Origin of the sequence: Duganella phyllosphaerae (assembly GCF_001758785.1) — a bacterium.
Lineage (GTDB): Bacteria > Pseudomonadota > Gammaproteobacteria > Burkholderiales > Burkholderiaceae_D > Rugamonas > Rugamonas phyllosphaerae.
This window is the reverse complement of record NZ_LROM01000091.1, coordinates 68,846-89,223: the sequence shown is the minus strand read 5'-3', so window position 1 is coordinate 89,223 and position 20,378 is coordinate 68,846. Positions and strand designations below refer to the sequence as shown.

Annotated in this window: 20 protein-coding genes; 10 read left to right on the top strand and 10 right to left on the bottom strand. The window is 66.3% G+C overall.

Going from position 1 to position 20,378, the window contains the following annotated elements; translation table 11 throughout:
• Positions 1 to 1,227 (top strand): NAD(P)/FAD-dependent oxidoreductase (locus tag DUPY_RS15830; RefSeq protein ID WP_070249355.1); only part of this gene is annotated, 1,227 nt, incomplete at its 5' end.
• Here the strand turns inward: DUPY_RS15830 and DUPY_RS15825 are convergent.
• Entirely contained in the window at positions 1,211 to 1,498 is a 288-nt protein-coding gene (locus DUPY_RS15825; RefSeq protein ID WP_070249354.1) for a hypothetical protein, read from the bottom strand. The two genes, DUPY_RS15830 and DUPY_RS15825, sit on opposite strands and share 17 nt — an antisense overlap.
• Positions 1,495 to 1,980, bottom strand: coding sequence for a D-glycero-beta-D-manno-heptose 1-phosphate adenylyltransferase (gene rfaE2, locus DUPY_RS15820; protein ID WP_070249367.1), 486 nt, complete (start codon positions 1,978 to 1,980; stop codon positions 1,495 to 1,497). Before rfaE2 ends, DUPY_RS15825 begins: the two co-directional genes overlap by 4 nt.
• A gap of 79 nt (positions 1,981 to 2,059) precedes the next feature.
• Between rfaE2 and DUPY_RS15815 the strand changes: the two genes are divergently transcribed.
• The 3 genes from DUPY_RS15815 to DUPY_RS15805 all read left to right on the top strand — a co-directional run bounded on the left by DUPY_RS15815 (position 2,060) and on the right by DUPY_RS15805 (position 4,333).
• Positions 2,060 to 2,995 (top strand): hydrogen peroxide-inducible genes activator, encoded by a 936-nt coding sequence (locus DUPY_RS15815; protein ID WP_070249353.1) that lies wholly within the window; start codon positions 2,060 to 2,062, stop codon positions 2,993 to 2,995.
• 59 nt (positions 2,996 to 3,054) lie between these two features.
• Entirely contained in the window at positions 3,055 to 3,909 is an 855-nt protein-coding gene (ubiA, locus tag DUPY_RS15810; RefSeq protein ID WP_070249352.1) for a 4-hydroxybenzoate octaprenyltransferase, read from the top strand.
• A 73-nt stretch (positions 3,910 to 3,982) separates the two neighbouring features.
• Positions 3,983 to 4,333 carry an ElaB/YgaM/YqjD family protein gene (locus DUPY_RS15805; RefSeq protein ID WP_070249351.1) on the top strand — a complete coding sequence of 117 codons (351 nt, stop codon included), beginning with the start codon at positions 3,983 to 3,985 and terminating at the stop codon, positions 4,331 to 4,333.
• A gap of 134 nt (positions 4,334 to 4,467) precedes the next feature.
• Here DUPY_RS15805 and prfH read toward each other — a convergent pair whose 3' ends face one another.
• The 4 genes from prfH to DUPY_RS15785 form a co-directional block, all read right to left on the bottom strand.
• The gene (gene prfH, locus DUPY_RS15800) at positions 4,468 to 5,091 is read right to left on the bottom strand and encodes a peptide chain release factor H (protein ID WP_070249366.1); all 624 of its coding nucleotides are present in this window, start codon (positions 5,089 to 5,091) and stop codon (positions 4,468 to 4,470) included.
• On the bottom strand, positions 5,091 to 6,284 hold the full coding sequence (locus DUPY_RS15795) for an RNA ligase RtcB family protein (protein ID WP_070249350.1): 1,194 nt from the start codon (positions 6,282 to 6,284) through the stop codon (positions 5,091 to 5,093). Before DUPY_RS15795 ends, prfH begins: the two co-directional genes overlap by 1 nt.
• A 223-nt stretch (positions 6,285 to 6,507) precedes the next feature.
• Positions 6,508 to 7,332: a pyrroline-5-carboxylate reductase gene (gene proC, locus DUPY_RS15790; RefSeq protein ID WP_070249349.1), complete on the bottom strand. Its 825-nt coding sequence runs from the start codon at positions 7,330 to 7,332 to the stop codon at positions 6,508 to 6,510.
• Position 7,333: 1 nt separating this feature from the next.
• Positions 7,334 to 8,038: a YggS family pyridoxal phosphate-dependent enzyme gene (locus DUPY_RS15785; protein ID WP_070249365.1), complete on the bottom strand. Its 705-nt coding sequence runs from the start codon at positions 8,036 to 8,038 to the stop codon at positions 7,334 to 7,336.
• A 51-nt stretch (positions 8,039 to 8,089) separates the two neighbouring features.
• Between DUPY_RS15785 and DUPY_RS15780 the strand changes: the two genes are divergently transcribed.
• From DUPY_RS15780 to DUPY_RS15765, 4 genes are all read left to right on the top strand, one after another.
• Entirely contained in the window at positions 8,090 to 9,133 is a 1,044-nt protein-coding gene (locus DUPY_RS15780; protein ID WP_070249348.1) for a type IV pilus twitching motility protein PilT, read from the top strand.
• A 2-nt stretch (positions 9,134 to 9,135) separates the two neighbouring features.
• A complete protein-coding gene (locus DUPY_RS15775) occupies positions 9,136 to 10,272 on the top strand; it encodes a PilT/PilU family type 4a pilus ATPase (RefSeq protein WP_070249347.1) in 1,137 nt (378 codons plus the stop codon).
• 10 nt (positions 10,273 to 10,282) lie between these two features.
• The gene (locus tag DUPY_RS15770) at positions 10,283 to 10,768 is read left to right on the top strand and encodes a glutathione peroxidase (RefSeq protein WP_070249346.1); all 486 of its coding nucleotides are present in this window, start codon (positions 10,283 to 10,285) and stop codon (positions 10,766 to 10,768) included.
• A gap of 198 nt (positions 10,769 to 10,966) precedes the next feature.
• The gene (locus tag DUPY_RS15765; RefSeq protein ID WP_229255389.1) at positions 10,967 to 13,450 is read left to right on the top strand and encodes a putative bifunctional diguanylate cyclase/phosphodiesterase; all 2,484 of its coding nucleotides are present in this window, start codon (positions 10,967 to 10,969) and stop codon (positions 13,448 to 13,450) included.
• A gap of 123 nt (positions 13,451 to 13,573) precedes the next feature.
• Here the strand turns inward: DUPY_RS15765 and glcF are convergent, their stop codons facing one another.
• The 3 genes from glcF to DUPY_RS15750 are packed head-to-tail and all read right to left on the bottom strand — an operon-like array spanning position 13,574 to position 17,401.
• Positions 13,574 to 14,809 (bottom strand): glycolate oxidase subunit GlcF, encoded by a 1,236-nt coding sequence (gene glcF / locus DUPY_RS15760; RefSeq protein WP_070249344.1) that lies wholly within the window; start codon positions 14,807 to 14,809, stop codon positions 13,574 to 13,576.
• Between the two features lie 2 nt (positions 14,810 to 14,811).
• Positions 14,812 to 15,888 (bottom strand): glycolate oxidase subunit GlcE, encoded by a 1,077-nt coding sequence (gene glcE, locus DUPY_RS15755; protein WP_371851797.1) that lies wholly within the window; start codon positions 15,886 to 15,888, stop codon positions 14,812 to 14,814.
• A 10-nt stretch (positions 15,889 to 15,898) separates the two neighbouring features.
• Entirely contained in the window at positions 15,899 to 17,401 is a 1,503-nt protein-coding gene (locus DUPY_RS15750) for an FAD-linked oxidase C-terminal domain-containing protein (RefSeq protein ID WP_070249342.1), read from the bottom strand.
• Positions 17,402 to 17,495: 94 nt separating this feature from the next.
• Between DUPY_RS15750 and DUPY_RS15745 the strand changes: the two genes are divergently transcribed.
• On the top strand, positions 17,496 to 18,050 hold the full coding sequence (locus DUPY_RS15745) for a cob(I)yrinic acid a,c-diamide adenosyltransferase (protein WP_070249341.1): 555 nt from the start codon (positions 17,496 to 17,498) through the stop codon (positions 18,048 to 18,050).
• On the opposite strand, the gene DUPY_RS15740 is transcribed toward DUPY_RS15745, so the two are convergent.
• A complete protein-coding gene (locus DUPY_RS15740) occupies positions 18,047 to 18,961 on the bottom strand; it encodes a LysR family transcriptional regulator (protein WP_070249340.1) in 915 nt (304 codons plus the stop codon). The genes DUPY_RS15745 and DUPY_RS15740 overlap by 4 nt on opposite strands.
• Positions 18,962 to 19,067: 106 nt before the next feature.
• On the opposite strand from DUPY_RS15740, the gene DUPY_RS15735 reads away from it, so the two are divergent.
• The gene (locus DUPY_RS15735; protein ID WP_070249339.1) at positions 19,068 to 20,318 is read left to right on the top strand and encodes an SGNH/GDSL hydrolase family protein; all 1,251 of its coding nucleotides are present in this window, start codon (positions 19,068 to 19,070) and stop codon (positions 20,316 to 20,318) included.
• Positions 20,319 to 20,378: the final 60 nt, after the last annotated feature.

The following is a 20,378-nucleotide window of genomic DNA, read 5'->3' as shown; positions in this document are numbered from 1 at the left end:
GCCGTAGCGGCCGCGCAAGCGGCAGCAGCCGGCGGTGGCGCGGTCGCCATCGTCGATGACAACCCGCTGGCCGGCGGCCAGATCTGGCGCGGCGGACCGCAGCACCAGGGCGACAGCCGGGCCCCAACCCTGTGGGCCGCCTTGCAGGCGGCGACCAATGTCAGCTTCCTGGCGCAAACGCGGGTATTGTATTCACCGGCGCCGGGCCAGTTGCAGGTGCAGACGGCTGATACTGCGGACACCCTGCACTTCAACCACCTGGTCATCGCCACCGGCGCGCGCGAGCGGCTGCTGCCATTCCCCGGCTGGACCCTGCCCGGCGTGACCGGCGCCGGCGGCCTGCAGGCGCTGGTCAAGGGCGGCTACCCGGTCGCGGGCAAACGGGTGGTGGTGGCCGGCAGCGGCCCGCTGCTGCTGGCGGTGGCGGCCACGCTCAGGGAACGCGGCGCCGAGATCGTCGCCATCGTCGAGCAGGCGCCCTTGCCGGCACTGGCGCGGTTTGCCGCCGGCCTGGTGGCCACACCATCGAAGGCCATGCAGGCGCTGCGCCTGTTGGCGCAATTGCGGGGCATTGCGTACCTGCGCCACAGCCACGTGGTGGCGGCCCATGGCAATGGCGTGCTCGACTCCGTGACGGTACAGCGCGGTGGCCGGCAGCAGACGTTTGACTGCGACTACCTGGCCTGCGGCTACGGCCTGCTGCCCAACCTGGAACTGGCGCAGGCGCTCGGCTGCGCCACCGGGGCGGCAAACGGCCAGACCGTGGTGCAGACCGGCAGCTGGCAGCAAACCAGTATTCCCGGCGTGTACTGCGCCGGCGAGGGCACGGGGATTGGCGGCGTGGACCTGGCGCTGGTGGAAGGCCGCATCGCCGGCCTGGCTGCCAGCGGCCAGACCCAGCATATGCAGGCGGCGCTCGACGAGCGCGCACGCTGGAAAAAATTCGCCGCCCGCCTGGCGCGCGCCTTTGCGCTGCGCCCGGAACTGGCCACGCTTGCCGCCGACGACACCATCGTCTGCCGCTGCGAGGACGTGGTGCACGCGGAGTTGCGCGGGCACGCCAGCTGGCGCAGCGCCAAGCTGCAGACCCGCTGCGGCATGGGGCCATGCCAGGGCCGCATCTGCGGCGGCGCCACCGAGGTGCTGTATGGCTGGCGACCGGACGCGGTGCGCATGCCGATCGCGCCGGCGCGCATCGATACCCTGATCGCTACTGCCGACGTTTGAACTGGTAGTACAGCGCCAGCGCGCCGGCGCCGGCCGCGCTGACCACGATGGCAGCGCCGGCGAACAGCGCCGCCGGGTTGCGCATGCCCAGCAGGTCGGCCGCGAATGCCAGCGACACGGTGGCCAGCAACTGCGCCGGCATGATGAAGCGCAGCTGGCGGAACGAATAAGGGTCGCCGCGCAGCCACTGCCGGCGCGCCACGTACAGCACCGGTCCCCACTGGACGATGATGAACACCAGCGTGGCCAGGATGATCAGCAGCAGTCTCATTTGGGGTGGAAGGCGCGCACCTTGGTAAGCAGGCGCGTGGTCGAGCGGTCGTGTTCGAAGTCGATCGCCACGGCCTGGCCGCCGTAGGCCAGCACCGCCTGCCCTTCGGGAATCGCATCCATCTGGTAGTCGCCGCCCTTGGCGTAGATGTCGGGGCGCGCCTGCTGCACCACTTCGAGCGCCGTGTCCTCGTCGAAGTCCACGACCAGGCTCACCGATTCGAGCGCGGCCAGCAGCGCCATGCGGTCGGCGCAGCTGTTGAGCGGACGGTCGTCGCCCTTGCCCAGCCGCTTGACCGAAGCGTCGGTATTGGCCGCCACCACCAGCGAGGCGCCCAGCGCGCGCGCCTGCGCCAGGTACGTGACGTGGCCGCGGTGGAGGATGTCGAAGACGCCGTTGGTCAGCACCACCGGCTTGGGCAGCGCCGCCACGCGGGCCGCCAGTTGGTCGCGGGTGCAGATTTTTTGTTCGAAGTCGGGCATGGCAATCATCTCGGCTAGAATGGGAGTTCTTGGGCCGCTATTATTGCATCCCCCTATCGCCTGTGTTCAAATACCTCACATGACACTGACCGAACTGAAATATATCGTCGCCGTTGCAAGAGCGAAACACTTCGGCCACGCAGCGGAAGCCTGCTACGTTGCACAGCCCACGCTGTCGGTCGCCATCAAGAAGCTCGAGGATGAACTGGGCGTGGTGTTGTTCGAACGGGGCGGCGCCGAAATCTCGGTCACGCCGCTGGGCGCGCAAATCATCGCCCAGGCCGAACTGGTGCTCGAACAGACCGCCGCCATCAAGGAGCTGGCCAAGCAGAACAAGGACCCGCTGGCCGGACCGCTGCGCCTGGGCGTGATCTACACCATCGGACCGTACCTGCTGCCGCCATTAGTAAAAGGCATGATCGACAAGGTGCCGCAAATGCCCCTGATCCTGCAGGAGAATTTCACCGTGCGACTGCTCGAGATGCTGCGCCAGGGCGAGCTCGATGCGGCCATCATGGCGCTGCCGCTGCCCGACCACGGCATGACCATGCAGGCGCTGTACGACGAACCGTTCGTGGTCGCCATGCCGGCCCTGCACCCGTGGACCAGGCGCAAGACCATTCCCGCCAACGACCTCAAATCCGAGAACATGCTCTTGCTCGGCAACGGCCACTGCTTCCGCGACCAGGTACTGGAAGTGTGCCCGGAAATGGCGCGCTTTTCCACGCCGGGCAACGGCATGCAGCGCACGTTCGAGGGCTCGTCGCTGGAAACCATCCGCCACATGGTTTCCAGTGGCATCGGCCTGACCGTGCTGCCGCGCGCCTCGGTGCCGGACATGGATGCCAACGACGGCATGCTGCAATACCGGCCCTTCGAGGCGCCAGCGCCGTCGCGCCGCGTGGTCATCGTCTGGCGCAAGAGTTTTACCCGCAAGGCGGCGATTGACGCCGTGTGCGAAGTGGTCGCCGCGTGCAAACTGCCCGGCATCACCACCCTGTGCACGGAAGACTGAGGCGATATTTGCGATAATGGCGGTCTTACCGTTATGTCCCTTCGCCGAGACGCCCTTCGATGAACAAGCTTGCCCTGTATTTCCGCCTGGTCCGCCTGGACAAACCGATCGGCACCCTGCTGCTGCTGTGGCCCACGTTATGCGCGCTGTGGCTCGCCTCGAACGGCCGGCCCAACCTGCTGCTGGTGCTGATCTTCTCGCTCGGCACCCTGCTCATGCGCTCGGCCGGCTGCGCCATGAACGACTATGCCGACCAGGATTTCGATCGTCACGTCAAGCGCACCGTCAATCGTCCCATCACCAGCGGCCGCGTGAGCGGCAAGGAAGCGCTGGCGATTGCCGCTCTGCTGTCACTGGTTTCCTTCTGCCTGATCCTGCCCCTCAATGCGCTGACCAAGCAGCTGTCGGTGGCAGCGCTGATCATCGCCGGCACCTACCCGTACTTCAAGCGCTTCTTCGCCATCCCGCAGGCGTATCTCGGCATCGCCTTCGGCTTCGGCATCCCGATGGCGTTTGCCGCGATCCTGGGCACGGTGCCGACGGTGGCGTGGGTGCTGTTGATCGGTAACGTGTTCTGGGCCGTGGCCTACGACACCGAGTACGCGATGGTGGACCGCGACGACGACCTGAAGATCGGCATCAAGACCTCGGCGATCACGTTCGGCCGCTACGACGTCGCCGCCATCATGGTCTGCTACGCGGTGCACCTGCTGCTGCTGTTGTGGGTGGGCTTGCAGATGGGCATGGGATATTGGTACCTGGGCGGGCTGGTGATTGCTGCCGGCATTGCCGTCTATCACTACACGTTGATACGCCACCGCGAACGTGATTCCTGCTTTTATGCCTTCCGCCACAACAATTGGTTGGGTGCGGCGGTATTTGGCGGTATCGCGTTAGACTACGTCATGCGCTAAGCGTTCGTCGCGGTCAGGCGGGCGCAAGGCACGTATACTTTTTTTCGACCGCAGCGATAACGACGAGGTGAATATGAACCAACCACAAAACGGCAACGGTACGCTCAACGACATCAAGGATGCCAGCAGCGCAGCACGCGACAAGGTCGTCACCGGCGTAAAAACCGCCGCCCACGACGCGCAAGACTATCTGAGCGAAGCTGGCGACAAGGCCAACGAAGCGATTTCGGAAGCGCGCACGCGTTTCGAAGACTCGCTGCGCAACGCCCGCATCGACCTGCGCAAGCTGGAAGACACGGTACTGGCCCACAGCCGCGACGCCGCCCGCCAGGCCGACGTCTACGTCCACGACAATCCGTGGAAAGCCGTAGGCATCGGCGCGGCAATCGGCCTGCTGGCTGGCCTGTTGGTCTCGCGTCGCTAAGCTAAAGGGGACCTCAAAAAACCGTAGCGAGCGGTTCGTTATCGTCGCGAGTAGCGGAAGCGTACGGCTGTACGCTGAGCAACGGAGCGGCGATAGCGGATCGCGCAGTAGGTTTTTCAAGGTTCCCTACAGTACTAACGCTCAATAAAGCCGGTCCCCTCGAAGCTGCGCACCGCATTGCCCCTTTCGGCACTGTGGTGCCGCAAGTGACGGGCGGACCGGCTTGTTGCATTGGCGTCCTCCATCAGCCCCGCCAGCTTGCTGGCCAATAGCTGCGCCGCCAGCTTCCTGTTGGCATGCTGGCTGCGCTGCGATTGCACCTTCACCGTCAAACCGCTGGCCACGTGCGTGGCGCGGATGGCGCTGTCGGTCTTGTTGACGTGCTGGCCGCCCGGCCCCGAAGCACGGGTGGCTTCGTAGCGGATTTCGCCGCCATCCTCAGGCTGGTCCAGCGGCGCCCACGCCCCGCCGTGCAGGAACCAGTTCTTGCGTCGGCATTGCGGCCGGTAAGGACTCGGGTGCACCCACAGCAGGCTTCCGCACCAGCGCCGCGCCAGCAGTACTTCCTGGCCTTGGTCACCGTCGAGCTGCAGCAGGATCGAGCGCAGCGTGCCCGGCACCGGGCCGTCTGCCTGCTCGATTACGCTGGCCGTCACGCCCATTTTCGCTGCCTCGGCCAGCACCCGGTGCAGGGCCTTGGCCACGCCCAGGCAACACTCGGCCGGTCCGGTATTCGCACTCAGTTGAAGCCAGATCATCAGCAGCACTCCCCACGAGTTTTATAGGTGAGCAGCGGCTTGCTGCGATAGACCTCGCGCACCAGTCCCGCGCCGAGCAGGCTGCCGAGCACCGACTCGACATTCTTGTACGCCTGCGGCGCCTCCTCGTAGATCAGCGCCTTGTCGTTGCAGATCACGCGGCCGCCCAGCGCCGTGCGACTGAGCTGGGCGGGCGTGGCCAGCCTGACCAGGCGCCCCTTGCATTCGCCGCGCTGCCACTTGCGCCCCGCCCCGTGCGCCAGCGAGTGCAAACTGAGCGCGCCGTTCTCTGTCACCGGCGCCAGCAGGTTGCTGTAGTCGTCGCGCGAGCCTGGCAGCATCACCAGGCCATGGTCGGACGGCGTGGCGCCCTTGCGGTGCAGCCAGCCGTCGCTGCCGTCGATATGCGCCGGCGTGACGGTGTTGTGGTTCACGTCCAGCACCGGCGCCGCATCGCAGCGCAACCGCTGCGCGATACGGGCGGCGATTAGCGCGCGGTTCAGTTCCGCGTAGCGCACGGCAGCGTCGTGCCGGCGCAGGTAATCGAGCGCTACCGCGCTGCCGGCAGGCAGGCCGTCGTGCGAGCACGCGTCGATGTGCGCGGCCAGGATGGCCTGACCCAGTCCGCGCGAGCCGCTGTGCACCAGCAGTTGCACGTGCTTGACCGAGAGCGCGGTAGTTGCCAGCGTATCGGCGCAGGCCACGCGGTCGATCACCTGCAGTTCGGCGAAGTGGTTGCCGCGCCCGATGGTGCCCAGCGATCGCAAATGGACGGCATCGAGGCCGGCATCGGCCAGCGCGCCGGTGACCGCTGCCAGGCGCACGGCCAGTTGCGGTTCGCGCGCGTGCAGCAGCTGCCACTCGTGGTCGTCGAGCGGCTCGTCGAGGTTGCCGATTTGCTTGTCCAGCTTGTCGAGCCCCACCTTGCCGGCCAGCAGATCGATTTGCCACAGGCCCATGCCGCAGCCGATGTCGTTGCCCACCAGGGCGGGGTACAGCACGCCTTCGCAGAAAAACGCCGCGCCGACCGGGTAGCCGCGTCCCGGATGCAGGTCGGGCAAGCCGACCACGCGCCGCATGCCGGGCAGCCCGGCAGTGGTGTGCGCCTGTTGTATGGCAGCGCCCTCGAGCCACAGGCGCTCGGACGCGATGATCGATAAACGATCGGATAACACTTGAATAAAATTGCCCATGAAGGAGCCTATCCTGAAAAATAACCGAGGATTGGGCGTGGCGATACAGCGGCAATACGGAAGTAATATTGCCGGTATGGTGGGTGAACTTATGGAGGAACGCGCGCCAGGGTTGGCACAGCGGATCAGTCCAGCAAGTAAGCAGCCAGGCCCAGGAAAGGAGTGGTGGCGACGACGTGATGCATGGTGATCTCCTTTCAGAATGGGTGGATGGAAGTGGAGGTCAGCTGGCGGCGCCCAGTTCGTCACCGAGTTCCTTGCCGCGCGCAGCAGCTGCCTTGGCGCCCTTGACGATGGCCGCTTTGACGCCGCTGTCTTCCATGCTGGTCACCGCCGCATACGTGGTGCCGCCCTTGGAGGTGACGCGTTCGCGCAGCAGCGCGACCGGTTCGCTCGACTGCGTGGCCAGTTGCGCCGCACCGGCAAACGTGGCCAGCGCCAGCTGGGTGCCCTGCTGGTCGGACAGGCCCAGTTCTGCCGCCGCCTGCTGCATCGCTTCGATGAAGTAGAACACGTAGGCCGGGCCGCTGCCCGAGATGGCGGTCACGGCGTCGATCTGCGCTTCGTCGTCCAACCACACGGTGGGGCCGACTGCGCGCAGGATGTCGTCGGCGGCCTGCTTCTGCTGCGCCGAGACACCGTCGGTGGCGGCCATGCCGGTGATGCCCATGCCGATCAGGGCGGGCGTGTTGGGCATGCAGCGCACGATGGCGCCGTAGCCGCCCAGCCAGCGCGACAGATCGGCGCTGCGGATGCCGGCAGCGATCGAGACGATCAGCGGCTGGCGCGCGGCGTCGATCAGCGGCAGCAGCTGCGCGGCGACCTCGCGCATGCTTTGCGGTTTGACGGCCAGCACGATCACGTCGGCGGCAGATACGGCAGCATCGGATGCGCTGGCGGTAGTGACGCCGTACTGGGTGCGCAAGCGTTCCAGTGCATCGGCATTGGGATCCACCACGTGGATGTTGGCGCCGGCGGTCAGTTTGCCGGCCAGGCCGGCGATCAATGCGGAGGCCATGTTGCCGCCGCCGATAAATGCGATTTTCATGTCAAGCCTTTGGATAAGTTCGGGAACCAAAAATGGCGGATCCAATGCGCACCATGGTGGCGCCTTCGACCACGGCTGCGCGCAGGTCGGACGACATGCCCATCGACAGCGTGTCGAGCGCCAGGCCTTCGGCGCGCAGCTGGTCGTACAGCGCGCGCAGTTGCGCGAACGCGGCGCGTTGTTGTTCGAATTGCTCGGCCGGCTCGGGGATCGCCATCAGGCCGCGCAGCGTGAGGTTGGGCAGCGCTGCGACCTTATGGGCCAGCGCGGCCAGTTCGTGCGGGGCCACGCCACTCTTGCTGGCCTCCCCGCTGATGTTCACCTGCAGGCAGATCTGCAGCGGCGCCAGGCCGGCCGGGCGCTGTTCGGACAGGCGCTGGGCGATCTTTTCGCGCTCCACCGTGTGCACCCAGTCGAAGTGTTCGGCAATCGGCCGCGTCTTGTTGCTCTGGATCGGGCCGATGAAATGCCACTCCAGCGCCGGCGCGCCCAGGTCTTTCAATGCACGGATCTTGTCCACGCCCTCTTGCAGGTAGTTTTCGCCGAAGGCGCGCTGGCCGGCCGCCACCGCCTCGTGCACGGCTTGCGGCCCGAAAGTCTTGGACACGGCCAGCAGCTGCACGGTGTCCGGGGCGCGGCCCGCTTCTGTGGCGGCAGCGGCGATAGACGCGGTGACAGCTTGCAAGTTCTGGGGGATCGGGGACATAATCATTGGAGCTCTTCAGGCAATCGTTAAAGTCAGGCACAGGGATTATAAATGGACATTTCCGAACTTCTCGCATTCTCCGTCAAGAACAAGGCCTCGGATCTGCACCTGTCGGCCGGGCTGCCGCCGATGCTGCGCGTGCACGGCGACGTGCGGCGCCTGAACGTCGATGCGCTCGAGCACAAGGAAGTGCACCGCATGATCTATGACATCATGAACGACGGCCAGCGCAAGGTCTACGAAGAACGCCTGGAGATCGATTTTTCGTTCGAGATTCCCGGCCTGTCGCGCTTCCGCGTCAATGCCTTCAACCAGGATCGCGGAGCGTCGGCGGTGTTTCGCACCATTCCGTCGAAAATCCTCACGCTCGAAGACCTGAACGCGCCAAAGATATTCGGCGACTTCGCCCTGAAGCCGCGCGGCCTGGTGCTGGTGACCGGCCCCACCGGCTCGGGCAAATCGACCACGCTGGCGGCCATGGTCAACCACCTCAACGAAACCGAGCATGGCCATATCCTCACCATCGAAGACCCGATCGAGTTCGTCCACGAGTCGAAAAAATGCCTGATCAACCAGCGCGAAGTCGGGCCGCACACGCATTCGTTCAGTAACGCGCTGCGCTCGGCCCTGCGCGAAGACCCGGACTGCATCCTGGTCGGCGAATTGCGCGACCTGGAAACCATCCGCCTGGCGCTGTCGGCTGCAGAAACCGGCCACCTGGTGTTCGGCACGCTGCACACGTCGTCGGCCGCCAAGACCATCGACCGTATCGTCGATGTGTTCCCGGCCGAGGAAAAGGAGATGGTGCGGGCCATGCTGTCGGAGTCGCTGCAGGCGGTGATCTCGCAAACCCTGCTCAAGACCAAGGACGGCAGCGGCCGCGTGGCTGCGCACGAAATCATGGTGGGCACGCCGGCCATCCGCAACCTGATCCGCGAAGCGAAGATCGCGCAAATGTATTCGTCGATCCAGACCGGCAGCAATTTCGGCATGCAGACGCTGGACCAGAACCTGACCGACCTGGTGCGGCGCAACGTGATCTCGTCGGCCACTGCGCGCAGCGCGGCCAAGACGCCTGAAAACTTCCCGGGCTGACCATGGAAGCCAACACCGCCTCCACATTCATGTTCGACCTGCTGCGCAATATGCTGGCGAGGAAAGGGTCGGACCTGTTCATCACCGCCGGCTTTCCACCGGCGATGAAAATCGACGGCAAGATGACGCCGGTGGCGCCACAGGCGCTCACGCCCGCCCACACGCTCGACCTGGCGCGGTCGATCATGAACGACAAGCAGGCTGCCGGTTTCGAGCAGACCAAGGAAGCCAACTTTGCCATCAGTCCGCCCGACCTGGGACGGTTCCGCGTCTCGGCTTTCGTGCAAATGGGCTCGGTGGGCATGGTGCTGCGCACGATCACCAGTGAAATCCCGGTGCTGGAAAACCTCGGCCTGCCCGAGGTGCTCAAGGAAGTGGTGATGGCCAAGCGCGGCCTGGTGATCATGGTGGGCGCCACGGGCTCCGGCAAATCGACCACGCTGGCGGCCATGGTCGGCTACCGCAACGAGAACAGCTACGGCCACATCATCACCATCGAAGACCCGGTGGAATTCGTCCACCCGCATCGCAACTGCATCGTCACCCAGCGCGAAGTGGGCGTGGATACCGAGGACTGGGAAACGGCGCTCAAGAACACACTGCGCCAGGCGCCGGACGTGATCCAGATCGGCGAAATCCGCGACCGCGAAACCATGGACCACGCAATCGCCTTTGCAGAAACGGGCCACCTGTGCCTGGCCACGCTGCACGCCAACAGCGCCAACCAGGCGCTCGACCGCATCATCAACTTCTTCCCCGAGGAGCGCCGCCAGCAGCTGTTGATGGACCTGTCGCTCAACCTCAAGGGCCTGGTCTCGCAGCGGCTGGTGCCGCGCAAGGGTGCGCCGGGACGCGCCGTCGCCATCGAAATCCTGCTCAACACTCCCCTGATCTCGGACCTGATCTTCAAGGGCCAGGTGCACGACATCAAGGATCTGATGAAAAAGTCGCGCGAACTGGGCATGCAGACCTTCGACCAGTCGCTGTTCGACCTGCACGAAGCGGGCCACATCACGTACGAGGACGCGCTGCGCAACGCCGATTCGGTGAACGACCTGCGCCTGGCCATCAAGCTCGACAGCAAAACCACGCCCGAGCAGGCGCCGCCTACCGGCGCCAGACAACTAGGCATCCTGTGAGTACCAACTTATGAGCTCCATCTACGATTTCACCGCCAACGACCTGGCCGGCGTGCCGGTGGACCTGCGCCAGTACCAGGGCCAGGTGCTCCTGATCGTCAACACCGCCAGCGCCTGCGGCTTCACGCCGCAGTACCAGGGCCTCGAAGCCGTGTACCAGCAGTTTCGCGCGCGTGGCGTAACGGTGCTGGGCTTTCCGTGCAATCAGTTCGGCGCGCAGGAGCCGGGCAGCGCCAGCGAGATCGGTGCCTTCTGCGAAAAAAACTACGGCGTCACGTTTCCGCTGTTCGCCAAGGTCGACGTCAACGGCGACCAGGCCCACCCGCTGTTCGCCAGGCTGAAACACGAGGCGCCCGGCATCCTCGGCACCGAGCGCATCAAGTGGAACTTCACCAAGTTCCTGGTGCGCAAGGACGGCACCGTGTTTGCCCGCTATGCGCCCACCACCAAGCCGGAAAGCATCGTCGCCGACATCGAAAAGCTGCTGGCGGAGTAACACCGGCGGCCACGCTGTAACCATTTGTACACTGCGACAAGTAAATTTGTGAGGGACGGTTTCCGCAAACCGTGCTTTCGATTAACTTTTCAGTAATAATGGGTTTCGGTCACTTTTAATACATCATCGTTGCCTATGCCCCTGCTTGGAAAACTCCTGGCGCCATGGTTGCGGATGGGCGTGTATGCGCGCTTGTTCATGCCCATTTTCGTCATCATCACGGTGGTGCTGGTCGTGCGGTATTCGATGCTGTTCGAGTCGGAGACCGTGAGCGCCAATGCGCGGTACCAGCGCAGCGCCAGCGAACTGGCAACGTACCTGCACAACACCCTGCTGCCGGCGGTGCAGGCGTCGGACCGGTCCGCGATCGATCGCGCCCTGCACGACGCGCTGCTGCTCAATGCCGACCTGGCGGCGCTGTCGCTCGACTACCCCGGCGGCCACCTCGACGTTCGCCGCGCACCAGCATTGCCGCCGCCCTACCCGCACTGGTTCGAGGAGTTCGAGGCGCTGCAACCGATACATCACCCGGTACACCTCGGCGCCGCCAGCCTGCAACTGGCCTTCGAGCCGACGCTGCCGCTGGCCGGCGTATGGCATACGCTGCGCCAGCAGGCGGTAATCTCGGTCACCAACATCATCATCATCTATACCCTGCTTGGCTTCATCATCTTCGCCAACAAGCGCATGCTGCGCCAGCTCAATGCCGCCACCAACCGCTTTCATGGCGGCGACTACGCCACCCGCATGGAGGTGTCCGGCACGCTGGAGGCGCGCGTGCTGGCCGAAACTTTCAACAACATGGCGCAGCGGGTGCAGGCCCTGGTGGACAAGCTGCAGCACAGCGAGCAAAGCCTGAGCCGGCAGCTGGACCGCACCATGCGCGCGCAGGAACAGCTGCAGGCGCAAAAAGAACGCATCGAAGTGACGCTGGCCTCGATCGGCGACGCCGTCATCACCACCGACCTCACGGGCCGCATCGAGACCATCAACGAAGTGGCGCAGCAGCTGACCGGCTGGCCCGAATCGCGCGCGCGCGGCCAGGAGCTGCACCAGGTGTTCGTGCTGGCCAATAACTTCGGCCAGCATTCGCTGCTCAAGTCGATGGCGGCGATCTACGCCGGCGGCGAAGTGGTCAAGGTGGGCAACCAGAGCCTGCGCCACCGCTCGGGCCGCGCCATGACGGTGGAGTACACGGCCAACGCCATCCGCGCCGCCCACGGCCGGGTGGAGGGCTCGGTGCTGGTGTTCCGCGACGTGACGGAACGGCGCCAGTTGATGCAGCAAATCTCGTGGCAGAGCAACCACGACATCCTCACCGGCCTGCCCAACCGCACCGCGCTGGCGGCGCGTTTCGAGAACGAAGTCATGCGCGCGCGCGAACACAACTACCTGCTGGCGGTGTGCCTGTTCGACCTCGATCATTTTCAGCAGGTAAACGACCTGCTCGGCCAGGGCACCGGCGACGAAATCCTCAAGCAGGCAGCCAGCCGCCTGCACGATTTTGCGGGCCAGCGCCATTACGTGGCGCGCCTGGGCGGCGACGAATTCGTGCTGCTGCTGCCCGAGCTGCGCGGTCGCGGCGACGTCGAGCAAGCCATGGACCAGCTGCTGATAGCGCTATCGCGCGATTACACCTGTGACGGCAAGCCGGTGGCCATGTCGGCCAGCGTGGGCATTGCGGTCTACACCGGCAACGAGGCCAGCGCCGACAGCCTGCTGCGCCACGCCGACCAGGCGCTGTACCAGGCCAAGATCACGGGCCGCAACCGCTACCACTTCTTCGACGCCGATCTCGACGAACAGGTCCGCACCCACCACAACCGCCGCACCGAGGTGCGCGCGGCGCTGCGCGCGGACCAGTTCCGGCTGTACTACCAGCCCAAGCTGGACATGCGGCGCGGCCGCATCATCGGCATGGAAGCGCTGCTGCGCTGGGAGCATCCGCAGCGCGGCATCGTGGCGCCGCTGGAGTTCCTGCCCATCGTCGAGCACAGCGACGTGATTATCGACATCGGCGAGTGGGTGCTGCGCGAGGCGCTGCGCCAGTTGCAGCAATGGCGCCATACCGATCCGGCGTGGGTCGTCAGCGTCAACATCGCCGCGCGCCATTTCCAGCGCGCCGATTTCGTCGAACGGATCACCGCCATCCTGTCCGAGTACCCGGACGTGCCGCCGCATATGCTGGAACTGGAAATCCTGGAGTCGTCGGCGCTGTCCGACATCAACCACGTACGCGCGATCATGCAGGATTGCCAGGCACTGGGCATCGGCTTCGCGCTCGACGATTTCGGCACCGGCTACTCGTCGATGTCGTATCTGAAGCGGCTGCCGGCCGACATCTTGAAAATCGACCAGAGCTTCGTGCGCAACATGCTGGAAGACCGCGACGACCTGCACCTGGTGAGCGCGGTGATCGGCCTGGCCAGATCGTTCGGCCGCGCGGTGATCGCCGAAGGCGTGGAGACGGTGGCACACGGCGCCATGCTGATGCGCCTGGGCTGCGACCTGGTACAAGGCTATGGCATCGCCCGGCCGATGCCGGCGGACGAAGTGCTGGAGTGGGTGGCAGCCTTCGGCGCCCGCGCGCCGTTGTGGCAGGCAGCGGCGCGGCTGGCGCCGATCGTCAGTTTGCATGAGACCGAGGAATCGCCAACCACGTCGCTATTACCGCTGGCCTGACTCCCGTCATTCCCGCGCAGGCGGGAATCCATAGGACGGCTGAGGCTGCGCTGCGCACAGCAAAACAAGGGCCGGCTCGAGGGGTTATGGATCCCCGCGTGCACGAGGATGACGAATTCGAGCCTAACGATGCTGTTCGCCCAGCATCCGGTCCACCAGCTCGATCCAGTGCACCACCGGCGTCTGCGTGCCCGACTGCAGATGCGCCGAGCAACCCACGTTGGCCGAGACGATGGTGGTGGCGCCGGTCTGCGCCAGTGCATCGAGCTTGCGGTCGCGCAGTTGCAGCGACAACTCTGGCTGCAAGAGCGAGTAGGTGCCGGCCGAGCCGCAGCACAGATGGCTGTCCGCGCACAGCACCACGTCCACGCCCACCGCGCGCAATACACTTTCCACCTTGCCGCGTATTTGCTGGCCGTGCTGCAGCGTGCACGGCGGATGCCAGGCTACCCGCTCCGTCGAGTGCGTACACAGGCGCTGCAATGCATCCTCGAACTGCGGCAGTACCTCGGACAGGTCGCGCGTGAGCGCGGCGATACGCGCCGCCTTGGCCGCATAGTCCACGTCGTGCGCCAGCAGGTGGCCGTATTCCTTGACGGTGGCGCCGCAGCCCGACGCCGTCATGACGATCGCCTCAACTTCTTGCCGTTCCACGTACGGCCACCACGCATCGATATTGCGGCGCATGTCATTCAGCGCCGCCTGCTGGTCATTCAGGTGATGGCGCAGCGCGCCGCAGCAGCCGGCCTTGGGCGCGACGATCAGCTGCACGCCCAGCGCATCGAGCACGCGCGCGGCGGCATGGTGGATATTGGGCGCCATGGCCGGCTGGGTGCAGCCGGCCAGCGCCAGCATCTTGCGCGCGTGTGGTCGCGCCGGCAGCTTGCCGGCGGCCTGCCGCACCGGCATCTTGTCCTGCAGGGCCGGTGACAGCACGGGCCGGAACAGCCGGCCCGCACGCAGCGCCGCGTTGAAGATGCCATGTCGCGGCAACGCTTGCTTCAACAACCAGCGCTTGAAACGTTCGGTGGCCGGACGCTGCACGCGCTGCTCGACCACCTGGCGGCCGATGTCGAGCAGGCGCCCGTACCGCACCCCGGACGGACAGGTGGTTTCGCAGTTGCGGCAGGTCAGGCAGCGGTCCAGGTGCAGCTGGGTTTTAGCGGTGACGGGCGCGCCTTCGAGCACCTGCTTGATCAGGTAGATGCGCCCGCGCGGGCCATCGAGCTCATCGCCCAGCAGCTGGTACGTGGGACAGGTGGCGGTGCAAAAGCCGCAGTGCACGCAGGCGCGCAGGATCGCTTCGGCTTCCTCGCCTTCGCGCGTGTGCTTGATAAAATCGGCGAGGTTGGTTTGCATGGTCAGTACAGGCGTCCAGGGTTGAAGATGCCGGCCGGGTCGAACGAGGCCTTGAGACGCTGGTGGATGGCGGCCACCGCCGGCGCCAGCGGGTGGAACGCGCCGGCCGCCTTGTCCTGCGCGCGGTACAGGGTGGCGTGGCCGCCCGCTGCGGCCACGGTGCGACGGATCGCAGCGGCATCGGCGGCATTAGCGTCAGCATCGAGCCTGAGCCAGCGCTGCGCCCCGCACCACTCGATCAGCTGGCGGCCGCCGACAATGATGGCGCTGGCGGCCGAGGGCACGGACAGGCGCCACAAGGTATTTTGGCCCTCGAAGAATGGGTCGGTCTGGTCGCGCAGCGCGGTCCAGAAGGCGGCGGCGTCAACATCGCCGAGCGGCTGCCCACCGAGCGCGCGCCGGGCGGCTTCCACCGCCGCCTGCGCGCCCGACAGCCGCACTGTCAGCATGCCATCGTGCCAGCAACTGGCCGACAGCGGCAGCGGCTGGCCGGCCCATTGATTGAGCTTTGCCAGCGCCTCGATCTCGGTCATGCCGAAGCGCAGGCTCGCTTCGCACACGGGCTTGGGCAACACCTTGAGCGACACCTCCAGGATCAGGCCGAGGGTGCCCAGCGAGCCAGCCAGCAGGCGCGAGACGTCGTAGCCGGCGACGTTCTTCATCACCTGGCCGCCGAAGCGCAGCGCCTCGCCGCTGCCATCGATGAGCACCGCGCCCAGCACGAAGTCGCGCACGGCGCCGGCGGTGGCGCGGCGCGGGCCGGACAAGGCGGCAGCCACCACGCCGCCGATGGTGGAACCGGCGCCGAAGCGCGGCGGCTCGAACGCCAGCATCTGGTTGTGGGACTCGAGCAGCGCTTCGATCTCGGCCAGCGGCGTGCCGCAGCGCGCGGTGATCACCAGTTCGGTCGGCTCGTACGCCACCACGCCGGTGTGGGCGCGCGTATCGAGCACTTCGCCGGCAGGTTCGCCGCCATACCAGTCCTTGGTGCCGCCGCCGCGCAGGCGCAGCGGCTGGCCCGTTTGGGTAGCTTCCCGGATGCGGGTGCAAAACGCGCTGGCGATATCGGCCGGTAGCATCGTCGTCATGTCAAAAACGCGGCAGATGGGCAAACGGCAGCAGGCCGCCACGCACGCGCATCTTGCCGAATTCCGCGCAGCGGTTCAGGGTCGGTATCGCCTTGTCCGGGTTAAGCAGCCCGGCCGGATCGAAGGCGCGCTTGACCGCGAAAAACGCCTCGAGTTCGGCCGGCGCGAACTGCGCGCACATCGAATCGATCTTCTCGATGCCCACGCCATGCTCACCGGTGATGGTGCCGCCCACTTCAACGCACAGCGCCAGGATCTCGGCGCCGAAGGCCTCCGCGCGCGCAAATTCGTCGGCGATGTTGGCGTTGAACAGGATCAGCGGATGCAGGTTGCCGTCGCCGGCGTGAAACACGTTGGCGCAGCGCAGGCCATACTTGGTTTCCATCTCGGCGATCCCGGCCAGCACCTCGCCCAGCCGTTTGCGCGGAATGGTGCCGTCCATGCAGTAGTAGTCGGGCGAGATGCGGCCGGCCGCCGGAAACGCGTTCTTGCGGCCCGACCAGAAGCGCAAGCGCTCGGCCTCCGACTGCGAGACAGCAATCGCCACCGCGCCGGCCGCGCCCAGCACCGCCGACATGCGGGCGATGTCCTCTTCCACTTCCTCGGCGGTGCCATCGGCTTCGCACAGCAGGATGGCGGCGGCGTCGGTGTCGTAGCCGGCGTGGACGAACGGTTCGACCATGCGCGACGAGGTCTGGTCCATCATCTCGAGGCCGGCGGGAATGATGCCAGCGGCAATCAGCGCGGCCACCGCGTGGCAGCCGTCGGACACTTGCGCGAACGAGGCCATGATCACGCGCGCCACGGCCGGCTTGGGGATCAGTTTGACGGTGACCTCGGTGACGATGCCCAGCATACCCTCGGAGCCGATGAACACGGACAGCAGATCGAGGCCGGGCGCATCGAGCGCCGCGCCACCGAGTTCGACGATCTCGCCGGTGATGGTGGCCATGCGCACGCGCAGCACGTTGTGGATGGTGAGGCCGTATTTGAGGCAGTGCACGCCGCCCGAGTTTTCCGCCACGTTGCCGCCGATGGTGCAGGCGATTTGCGACGACGGATCAGGCGCGTAGTACAGGCCATGGCGCGCAGCCGCCTCCGAAATGGCGGCATTGCGCACGCCGGGCTGCACGACCGCCGTGCGCGAGTAGGCGTCGAGGTGCACGATGCGGTTGAGGCGCGCGGTGGACAGCACCACGCCGTCGGCAATCGGCATGGCGCCGCCAGACAGGCCGGTACCGGCGCCGCGCGGCACGATCGGCACCCCGAGCTCGCGGCACACGCGCAGCACGGCCAGCACCTGCGCCTCGCTGTCGGGCAGCGTGACGATCATCGGCAGCTGGCGGTAGGCGGCCAGGCCGTCGCATTCGTAGGGGCGGGTGTCTTCGGGCGCGGACAGTATGGCGCGCGCGGGCAGCACCCGCAGCAGGGCCTCGGCCACTTGCGCACGCAGTTGGTCGTGGGCTGTAACATCGTCAAGCCGGGTAGAAACCGCAACAGTCATGGACGGGCCCTGGTAGCACTACAGGCCTCGATTGTAAGCATAAAAGCGGAACTGTTGTATTCTTCCGTGACTCTTACCATCAACCGGAACAACCATGGGCAACCGACTCTCGAAAATCGCTACCCGCACCGGCGACGGCGGCACCACCGGCCTCGGCGACGGCAGCCGCACCGACAAGGACAGCGTGCGCATCCACAGCATCGGCGAAGTCGACGAACTCAATTCGCATCTCGGCCTGCTGCTGTGCGAAGACATGCCCGCCGACCTGCGCGATGAATTGGTCACGATCCAGCACGACCTGTTCGACCTGGGCGGCGAGTTGTGCATCCCCGGCTACCAGATGATCACCGAAGCGCACGTGGAGCGGCTCGACACGCTGCTGGCCAAGTACAACGCCACCCTGCCCGCGCTCACCGAATTCATCCTGCCGGCCGGCTCGCGCGGCGCGTCGCAAGCCCACGTCTGCCGCACCGTCTGCCGCCGCGCCGAACGCGCCATCGTCACCCTGGGCAAAACCGAAACCATCCACGAGCATCCGCGCCAGTACGTCAACCGGCTGTCGGACCTGCTGTTCGTGCTGTCGCGCGTGCTCAACCGCTACGCGGGCGGCAGCGACGTGCTGTGGCAACATGAGCGCAAGCGCGGCTAAGCCTCGCCCTTCAATCCGAAACCAGGCAACGCTGCAATCCGCGCTACCAGGAAATCCAGCAGCAACCGCGCCCGCACCGGCTGATACCGGCGCGTGGGCGACAGCAGGTGCAGCGGTTGCGGGGCGCCTTCCCAGGGCGCCAGCACCCGCACCAGCGCGCCGGTGTCGAGCAGGTCCTGCACCAGCCACAGGGGGCACATGCCGATGCCGCCACCGGCGACCAGGCTGTCGCGGATCGCCAGTGCGTGATTGACGCGGAACCGGCCGTGCGTGACCACCGACACCGCCTGCTGTTCCCGATACAACGTGAGCGCGTCGCCATCGGCCAGCCAGGCGAAGCGGATGTAGTCGTGCGTGGCCAGGTCCTGCTGCTGCTGCGGCCTGCCGCGCCGCTCCAGGTATGACGGCGCGGCCACCAGGTGGCGCGGCGAAACGCCCGCCGCGCGCGCCACTGCATCGGGCGGCAGGCCGGTCCCCTGGCGCACGGCGATGTCCACGCCGTCGCGCACCAGGTCCACCAGGCGGTCGTCCAGTATCAGTTCGATCTCCACCTGCGGATGCACGGCCATGAAGTCCGCCAGCAGGGCGTTCAGCCGAAATTGGCCGAACGCGGCCGGCGCGTTGATGCGAACGAGGCCTCTCGGGGTTTCGGTCTGGCCGCGCGCCTCGGCCACCGCTTCGTGGTACTGCGCCAGCATGCCCAGCGCGCGCTGGTAAAACTGGCTGCCTTGCGGCGTGGGGCGCAGGCTGGTGGTGCTGCGCTCGAGCAGGCGTACGCCCAGTTCGCGCTCGAGCGCCGCCATCAGCTTGCTCACGGTGGGCTGCGTGGTGCCCTCCTCGCGCGCCACGGCCGACAGGCTGCCCAGTTCCACGGCGCGCACGAAGCAGCGCAGCGAGCGGATGGTGTCCATGCAATGCCCTCATTCCATTTTTGAATGAAGTATAGTCGACTTCGCCGCCTTCACATCGATATGTGAATAACCTACCGTTGTGGCTTCACGATCTATGGAGCACATCATGACAAGACGCACGATCGCATTGCTGGCTACCCTGGCCGGCGCATTGGCCCCCCCTCTTGCAGCACTGGCTGCCCCGCCACCTTCCACCAGCACCTGGACCGCGAGCTGGTACGCCAGCCCCCACGCGACCTGGGACGCGGACTTCCCGCTACCTACCGGCGTGCCGGCGGTGCTGGCGCAGCAAACCGTGCGCGAAACCGCGCGCCTGAGCATAGGCGGCAAACGGGTCAGGATCGTGCTGTCGAACCGCTACGGCACGCAGCCGGTGCCCATTGGTGCGGCGCGGTTGGCTCGGGTAACGCGCGCTGCTCCTGCTGCCGCCATCGCGCTCACCTTCGGCGGCCAGACGGCAGCATTCATCGCACCGGGCGCACCACTGGTCAGCGACCCGGTGGAACTGCCGGTGGCGCCGCTCGACAAACTCGAGGTGAGCGTCTACCTGCCGCAAGCCACGCCGCTCACCACCTTCCACTGGGGCGCGCAGCAGACCGGCTCGATCGAAGCCGGCGATACGACCGCAGCAAGGCCGCGCCAGCCGCAGGCGCTGCATGGCCGTGCACTGCTAGCCGGCATCCTGGTGGAGTCGGACACCAGGCGTGACGTCATCGTCGCCCTGGGCGACTCCATCACCGACGGCAATGGCTCCACTCCCGACCAGGACCGGCGCTGGCCTGACGTGCTGGCGGCCACCATGGCGCAACAGGGCATCGCGGTGGTCAATGCCGGCATCTCCGGCGCGCGGCTGCTGGGTGACAGGATGGGCGTCAACGCCGCCGCCCGCTTCGGACCCGACGTGCTCGACCAGCCGGGCGTGACGACCGTGGTAGTGCTGCTGGGGATCAACGATATTGGCTGGCCCGGCAGCGCCTTTGCGCCGCAAGAACCGCCGATGACGGCGCCGCGCATGATTGCCGCCTACCGCCAGCTGATCGCGCAAGCGCGCTTGCACAAGGTGCGCATCGTCGGCGCCACGCTGCCACCATTCGAAGGCGCGCTGCAGGGTACGCCGTTCGCCGGCTACTACACGCCGGCCAAGGACGGCGTGCGGCGCGCAGTCAATCGCTGGATCAGTGAAAGCGGAGCATTCGACGCCGTGGCCGACATCGATGCAGCGCTGCGCGATCCGCAACACCGCACGCGCCTGCTGGCGCGCTATGACAGCGGCGACCACCTGCACCCGGGCGATGCCGGTTACGAGGCGATTGCGGCGACGGTGGCGGCAACGCTCGGCAAGACCGATGGCCGTTGAGGGCTGGAACCTGAACCCGCATACCAAAAACAAAGGGGCCTGACCCGGTTCGGATCAGAC

Coding starts and splice junctions, on each gene's coding strand:
- DUPY_RS15825 (WP_070249354.1), bottom strand. CDS start 1,498: ATGAGACTGCTGCTGATCATCCTGGCCACGCTGGTGTTCATCATCGTC.
- rfaE2 (WP_070249367.1), bottom strand. CDS start 1,980: ATGCCCGACTTCGAACAAAAAATCTGCACCCGCGACCAACTGGCGGCC.
- DUPY_RS15815 (WP_070249353.1), top strand. CDS start 2,060: ATGACACTGACCGAACTGAAATATATCGTCGCCGTTGCAAGAGCGAAA.
- ubiA (WP_070249352.1), top strand. CDS start 3,055: ATGAACAAGCTTGCCCTGTATTTCCGCCTGGTCCGCCTGGACAAACCG.
- DUPY_RS15805 (WP_070249351.1), top strand. CDS start 3,983: ATGAACCAACCACAAAACGGCAACGGTACGCTCAACGACATCAAGGAT.
- prfH (WP_070249366.1), bottom strand. CDS start 5,091: ATGATCTGGCTTCAACTGAGTGCGAATACCGGACCGGCCGAGTGTTGC.
- DUPY_RS15795 (WP_070249350.1), bottom strand. CDS start 6,284: ATGGGCAATTTTATTCAAGTGTTATCCGATCGTTTATCGATCATCGCG.
- proC (WP_070249349.1), bottom strand. CDS start 7,332: ATGAAAATCGCATTTATCGGCGGCGGCAACATGGCCTCCGCATTGATC.
- DUPY_RS15785 (WP_070249365.1), bottom strand. CDS start 8,038: ATGTCCCCGATCCCCCAGAACTTGCAAGCTGTCACCGCGTCTATCGCC.
- DUPY_RS15780 (WP_070249348.1), top strand. CDS start 8,090: ATGGACATTTCCGAACTTCTCGCATTCTCCGTCAAGAACAAGGCCTCG.
- DUPY_RS15775 (WP_070249347.1), top strand. CDS start 9,136: ATGGAAGCCAACACCGCCTCCACATTCATGTTCGACCTGCTGCGCAAT.
- DUPY_RS15770 (WP_070249346.1), top strand. CDS start 10,283: ATGAGCTCCATCTACGATTTCACCGCCAACGACCTGGCCGGCGTGCCG.
- DUPY_RS15765 (WP_229255389.1), top strand. CDS start 10,967: ATGCCCATTTTCGTCATCATCACGGTGGTGCTGGTCGTGCGGTATTCG.
- glcF (WP_070249344.1), bottom strand. CDS start 14,809: ATGCAAACCAACCTCGCCGATTTTATCAAGCACACGCGCGAAGGCGAG.
- glcE (WP_371851797.1), bottom strand. CDS start 15,888: ATGCTACCGGCCGATATCGCCAGCGCGTTTTGCACCCGCATCCGGGAA.
- DUPY_RS15750 (WP_070249342.1), bottom strand. CDS start 17,401: ATGACTGTTGCGGTTTCTACCCGGCTTGACGATGTTACAGCCCACGAC.
- DUPY_RS15745 (WP_070249341.1), top strand. CDS start 17,496: ATGGGCAACCGACTCTCGAAAATCGCTACCCGCACCGGCGACGGCGGC.
- DUPY_RS15740 (WP_070249340.1), bottom strand. CDS start 18,961: ATGGACACCATCCGCTCGCTGCGCTGCTTCGTGCGCGCCGTGGAACTG.
- DUPY_RS15735 (WP_070249339.1), top strand. CDS start 19,068: ATGACAAGACGCACGATCGCATTGCTGGCTACCCTGGCCGGCGCATTG.